Genomic DNA, 6,468 nt, shown 5'->3' with positions numbered 1-6,468 from the left:
GTGCCCTGCTCTGCAGGCTCGCGGCTCTCGCGCGTCGCTGATCAAGACAATCGCCGGCCAAGCACCGGCGGGTCCATCCCCGCCGGTCAAATGGCGTCAAACGATGTCTCAGCAGCCGAATACACCGGGATCGCACCCACGGAGAGGCAGGCAAACAGCCGGATTTTCACCATTCAGGTGATTACGAATGACTGAAAAAGAAAACTATTGCGCATTCATGGTTAGAAGGATTAGAAGATGATCACAATTGACCGATTAGGGGCGTTTATGTCTGGTCCAAGACTCGGCATCACAATGGGTGATCCTGCGGGCATCGGCCCTGAGATCATCGCAAAGGCATGCGCACGGCTGAAACCGCGCCTTGCCGAAGGATCGTTGTCGCTTCTCATTATCGGCAGCGTCACCGCGATGCGTGCAATGGAGTCGATTTCCGGGCGCATCGAGGAGGAAGATCCGTCGGCTTCCGCCGCTGGGACTTTTCCGCCTGTAGCCCTTCTCGAAGCCGGCCCCGAACGGACTCCCATTGAAACGGGCGTCATGTCGGCCGAAGGCGGGCGCCTCGCCTATCTGGCGATCGAAAAAGCTGTTCGCCTTGCACAGGCCGGTTCAATTGCAGGCATCGTCACGGCTCCCCTCAACAAGGAAGCGCTCAATCTGGCCGGCTATCACTATGCCGGTCACACCGACATGCTGGCAGATCTGACAGGCGCCCGCGATTCCGTGATGATGCTGGCCCATGGCGATTTTCGCGTCAGYCATGTCTCGACCCATGTAGCGCTCGCACAGGTTCCGTCGAAACTGACCGAACCTCGGTTGCGGCGGGTAATCCAGTTGACGGTCGAGGCGTTGCACGGCCTTGGCATTGCCCATCCCCGCATTGCGATTGCCGCGCTCAATCCGCACGCCGGCGAAGGCGGCATTTTCGGTCGTGAGGATATCGACATCACGACCCCCGTCGTCGCTTCCTACACGCCCGCCGATTTTACCGTGTTTGGGCCTGTTCCGGGCGATACGGTTTTCGTCAAGTTGCGCGCCCGCCAGTATGACGCGGTGGTCGCGATGTATCACGATCAGGGCCATGTCCCGGTGAAACTGCTCGGCTTCAACGTCGATCCCGCGACCGGTCAGTGGAAGGCGCTCTCCGGTGTCAATGTCACGCTCGGCCTTCCGATCATCCGCACCTCCGTCGATCACGGCACGGCCTTCGACATCGCCGGCAAGGGCATCGCCAACGAGGACAGTCTTATCGAAGCGATCGAGTTCGCGGTCCAAATGGCCGCGGCAAAATCCAACCCTTAGGCGTCGGCACGCCTGCAACGCACGCAGAAGCGGATTGAACCATGGCAGTAGAAGACAAGAAATCCCATCACATGTTGATCGACGGGAAGTTTGTCTCCGGCGAAGCCGGCACGCGCCCGGTGATCAATCCGGCCAACGGCAAGGCCTTTGTCGACGTGCCCGAGGCAAGCCCAGGTCAGGCTCGCCAGGCGATAGAAGCCGCCCGCAAGGCGCAGAAGGCTTGGGGGCTCAAATCACCTCTTGCCCGTGCGGCGATCATGAAGCGGATCGCGGTCTTGATCCGGCAGAACGCCCGACATCTGGCCGAGGTGGTGGTCAGGGAACAAGGCAAACCGATCAATGAAGCAATAGGTGAAGTCGGCGGCGCGGCCGAGTTCTTCGACTACTACGCCGAGTTTGCCCGTCGCATTCAAGGTGAGATCCTGCCATCCGACTATGCGGGAGAGCAGGTCTGGATCCAGCGCGTGCCTGTAGGCGTCGTCGCCGCCATCATTCCGTGGAATTACCCGAGCGCCCTGGTCAGCCGAAAGGTGGCGCCCGCCATGATCGCCGGCGACACCATCGTCCTCAAGCCGCATGAAGACACGCCACTATCGGCACTCGAATTGGGTCGCATCTTTGTCGAAGCGGGCGTGCCGGCTGGCGTGGTCAACATCATAACGGGACCAGGTGAAACCATAGGCGAAGTGCTCTGCACGGAACCCGGAATCGACCTCATCACCATGACGGGCAGCGTGCCGACCGGCAAGCGCATCATGGCCAACGCTTCTCGCAATCTGACGCCGGTTTCGCTGGAGCTCGGCGGCAAGGCGCCATTCATCGTCCTGGCCGATGCCGATCTCGACCTGGCAGTGCGTTCGGCAGCCACCTCGCGCTACATGAATTGCGGACAAGTCTGCATCTGCAACGAACGCACGCTCGTCCATCGTTCGATTTACGATCAGTTCGTCACGCGCTTCGTGGAATTCTCCAAGTCGCTCGTCGTCGGTGATCCGATGCAGGCAAACACCGATATCGGCCCCAAGGTCAGCCGTGAGGAGTTGGAAAAGGTCGAGGCGGTTCTTGCCGAAGCCGTCGCAGGTGGCGCCAGGCTCGCTCTCGCCGGTGGCCGCCCGACCAAGGCGCCGATCGATGGCGGCTACTGGCTCAATCCGACCGTATTGACCRATGTGACGCCCGACATGCCGATCATGACGCGCGAAATCTTCGGCCCGGTCGTGCCGATCATGCCCTTCGACACCTTCGAGGAAGCGGTCAGCATCACCAATGCCAGTCGCTATGGCCTGTCGGCCTATCTTTTCACCAATGATCTGAGCCGCGTCATGAACGCCGTCAACGAGGTTTCGTTCGGTGAGATCTACGTCAACCGGATTGGACCGGAAATGCTGCAGGGTTTCCATGTCGGCTTCCGCGAAAGCGGACTGGGCGGTKACGACGGCGTGCATGGGCTCGAGAGCTACATGCGCAAGAAGACGGTCTACGTGAATTACTCGGGTGCCGCCACGGCGGCATTGATGCCTTACGGGCGCTGAACACCGCCCAACCAGTACGACCAGCCAGGTCGCCACCCGGCCGATACGGCCGTTTCATATGATCGGGAGGAATGAAATGCACTATCGTGGGTTTATGGCGGCCGCTTTGGCCGTGGCGCTGTCAGGAATGGCCGCATCCTCGGCGATCGCCGATGACACCATTCCACCTGAGGCAAAGGCCTTGCTCGAGCCGCTGCCCCTGTCGCCGAGGGGCCAACCCGTCCCGGGCTTCCCGGACGGCCCGCCGGCGGTGTCGCCAGATGTGCTAAAGTTTTCGGCCGACGACCTTGCCAAGCTCAAGGCCGGAAAGTTCACCGCAGGACTGGTGATGCATACCATGGATGCCGGCTGGCCCCAGTTGCAGGTCGCCGGAATCACCAACACACTCAAGGACTTTGGCATCGAGATTGTCGGAACCACCGACGCCAAGTTCCAGCCCGGCCAGCAAATCAGCGATCTCGAGCAGATGATTGCCCGTAAGCCGGATGTGATCTTCTCGATCCCGATCGATCCGAAGTCTGAATCCGAAGCTTACAAGAAGGCGGCAGCCGCCGGCATCAAGCTGGTTTTCATGGACAATGTCCCGGTCGATATGGCGCCGGGCAAGGACTATGTGTCCGTTGTCGCCTCCGACAATGAGAAGAACGCCTATTTCGCAGCGCAGGAACTTGTAAGTGCGATTGGCGGCAAGGGCGAGGTCGGCGTCATCACGCTGGTTTATGACTATTACTACTCCGTTGCGGCCCGCAAGGTCGGCGCACTGAAGGCCTTCGGCGAACATCCCGACATCAAGGTCGCGGATGTCGGCACCTTCACCGCGCCGGAGAAGGCCTACGAGGTTGCCACCGCCATGTTGACGGCGCATCCCGACATGAAGGGCATTTTCGTTGCCTGGGACACGCCCGCCCAGCAAGTCGTGGCCGCGGCCAAGACACTTGGGCGCGATATCGTCGTCACCACGAATGACATCGCCGCGGACAGCGCGCTGAACGTTGCACGTGGCGAATTTCTGGCCGTAGGCGCGCAGCGTCCCTACGACCAGGGCGTCGCCGAGGCCAAGGCGGCCGCGCTTGCGTTGCTTGGACATGAGGTCCCGCCATACATTTCGGTGCCGACATTGCGCGTCAAGAAGCTCGACCTCCTCAGTGCCCTCAAGCAGGTCACAAAGGAAGATGCGCCGGCTTCGGTGGTGAAAATCTGCAACGGCGAGTGCTTCTAGCTCCTTCTTTCGCCGGCGGGCCGCAGCAGTCCGCCGGCGCTCCCCGAGCGATCGAGAAATCGTCATGCCCGAAGCGACAACTTCAACGTCCAAGAACGCTATCGTAACGATGCAACGCATCGGCAAGTCGTTTGGCGCAAACCGCGTGCTTTCGGACATTTCGTTCGATGTCATGGCTGGTGAAACGCATGCACTGCTCGGCGAAAACGGCGCGGGCAAGTCGACGCTCATGAAGATTCTCATGGGGGCGTATCGAACGGATGAAGGCCGGATTCTGTTTGACGGACAGGATGTCACCGCCTTGTCGCTTCGAGAGAGGATCGATCGCGGGATCGCGATGATCTTCCAGGAACTGAGCGTCTTGCCGAACCGCTCGGTTGCCGAGAACCTCTTTGTCCTTCGCGAGCCCCTCGCCTTTGGCCGGCGTGTCGACAGCAGGAAAATGGTTCGCGAGGCTCGGGCTTTGATCGAGCGCTATGCATTCTCACTCGACGCCTCGGCGCGGGTGGGCGATCTGGCCTTCGCCCAACGCCAGATGGTCGAGATCCTCAAGGCGATTTCGCGGGGCGCCAAGCTGCTCGTGATGGATGAGCCGACTTCATCTCTGACCATCCACGAGGAGGAAACGCTCTTTCGCACCATCGGCCAGCTCAAGCAGAACGGGATCGGTATCGTCTACATCAGCCATCGCATGGCCGATGTGCTGCGGCTTTCGGATCGCATCTCGATCATCAAGGATGGGCGACTGGTTGGCCCGCTTGATCCGAGCAAGACATCCATCGAGGATATCGCCGCGATGATGTCGCGGCCAAAGGGCCAAGCGCCTTTGCCAGCCGCCGCAGCGCCCGCGACGCGCCGTCCGGCAACGGCTGCGGGAACCCCTGCCCTGGAGGTCAGCAATCTTGCCACGTCACGCAAGCTGGCTGGCGTATCGCTTTCGATCGACCCAGGTGAGATCGTCGGCCTTGCCGGGCTTGTGGGCAGCGGACGGTCGACCTTGGCCAAGGCCTTGTTCGGCGTCCTTCCCGATGTCTCGGGCGACATCGCCGTCGCGGGTGAACCGGTTCGGCTGGGCAGTGTCACGGGGGCCATCGCTGCCGGTATCGCGCTTGTTCCGGAAGACCGCCGGCTCGAAGGTCTTGTAGGCGGGCGCTCTATCGAGGAGAACCTCTCGCTTCCCCGCCTTTCCGATTTCTCGCTGGCGGGTCCGTTCGGGCCGATGGCGAAGGCCCGGATGACGGCTCTGTTCCGACAATGCCGAGACGATCTCAATATCCTGTGTCGCGGTCCCTTGCAGAAAGCCCAGGAGCTTTCGGGCGGCAATCAGCAGAAGATCGTCTTCGCCAAATGGCTGGCAATGAAGCCTAAGCTGTTGATCCTCGACGAGCCTACCTCGGGCGTCGACATCAACGCCAAGCGCGATATGCGCGAACTTGTGCGTCGTACAGCCGGCGAAGGCGTCGCCGTGCTGCTCGTTTCTTCCGAACTCGAGGAACTCCTGGATCTGTCCGATCGCATTCTTGTGATGGCGGATGGACGGATCACGCGCAGCATCGGTCAAGCGCATGACGAGACAGGACTTCGCGCGATGCTGCAGGCCGAGGCCGCCAGACAAACCAGCATACGCGCCCAGGGAGTTGCAGCATGAAACAGTCGTCGATGCCCTTGCGCGCAAGTGCAATGAATTTCTTACGCGATCACATCACTTATGTAATCTTCCTGGCTATCACCCTCTATTTCGTCCTGTTTGCTCCCCACTTCGCTTCTGTCTCAACTGCAAGCGCGGTTTTGCGCATCACAGCCATCGTCTCCGCAATGGCGATCGGCATGACGTTCGTGATCATCTGCGGTGAAATCGACCTGTCGGTCGGATCCCTCGCCAGCTTTTCAGGGRTGATCGGGGCGCTGTTGCTCGAGCAGAATGTCCCGACCTATGTCGCCGCACTTCTGGTTCTGGGCGCCGGCGCCGCGATAGGAGCGACCTCGGGCATCCTTGTTACAAAATTGCGCATTCCATCGTTTCTCGTAACGCTTGGCATGCTCTCCATCTTTTCCGGATTGGCACTAACGATCACCGGCACTCGGCCGGTGTCTATCGTCGATGATGATTTTTCGAACCTGTTCTGGAATGGCAGTTTTCTAGGCATCCAGGCGCCAATCTGGTGGACCATCGTCCTGACCGCCGGCGGCTACTATCTCTTGCACCAGATGCCCTATGGAAGGCGTGTTTATGCGACTGGCGGAAATGCCATAGCCGCCCGCTTTTCCGGAGTGCGCACGGACGGCGTCAAGATCTTTGCCTTTGTGCTGTCGGGCATGACCGCGTCCCTTGCAGGCATGATGCTCGCGGCCCGCTCGACGGCCGGCAATCCCAGCCTGGGAGCGGGTCTTGAACTCGACGTCATCGCGGCCGTGATC

General features: G+C 60.6%; 6 protein-coding genes. All 6 read left to right on the top strand.

Going from position 1 to position 6,468, the window contains the following annotated elements; translation table 11 throughout:
* Nucleotides 1-195 (top strand): hypothetical protein (locus ACXJ7R_RS21755; protein ID WP_457153651.1); only part of this gene is annotated, 195 nt, incomplete at its 5' end.
* Between the two features lie 99 nt (nt 196-294).
* Nucleotides 295-1,299, top strand: coding sequence for a 4-hydroxythreonine-4-phosphate dehydrogenase PdxA (pdxA, locus tag ACXJ7R_RS21750; protein ID WP_457153650.1), 1,005 nt, complete (start codon nt 295-297; stop codon nt 1,297-1,299).
* Nucleotides 1,300-1,340: 41 nt separating this feature from the next.
* Nucleotides 1,341-2,831 (top strand): aldehyde dehydrogenase, encoded by a 1,491-nt coding sequence (gene aldA / locus ACXJ7R_RS21745; protein ID WP_457153649.1) that lies wholly within the window; start codon nt 1,341-1,343, stop codon nt 2,829-2,831.
* A 76-nt stretch (nt 2,832-2,907) separates the two neighbouring features.
* Entirely contained in the window at nt 2,908-4,050 is a 1,143-nt protein-coding gene (locus ACXJ7R_RS21740; RefSeq protein ID WP_457153648.1) for a substrate-binding domain-containing protein, read from the top strand.
* A gap of 64 nt (nt 4,051-4,114) precedes the next feature.
* The gene (locus ACXJ7R_RS21735; protein WP_457153647.1) at nt 4,115-5,698 is read left to right on the top strand and encodes a sugar ABC transporter ATP-binding protein; all 1,584 of its coding nucleotides are present in this window, start codon (nt 4,115-4,117) and stop codon (nt 5,696-5,698) included.
* On the top strand, nt 5,695-6,468 hold a 774-nt coding region (locus ACXJ7R_RS21730), incomplete at its 3' end, for an ABC transporter permease (RefSeq protein WP_457153646.1). The genes ACXJ7R_RS21735 and ACXJ7R_RS21730, both read left to right, overlap by 4 nt.

This window comes from Mesorhizobium sp. P5_C1, from assembly GCF_054049815.1.
The sequence above is the reverse complement of the archived record's forward strand: the minus strand, read 5'-3'. Positions and strand labels throughout refer to the sequence as shown.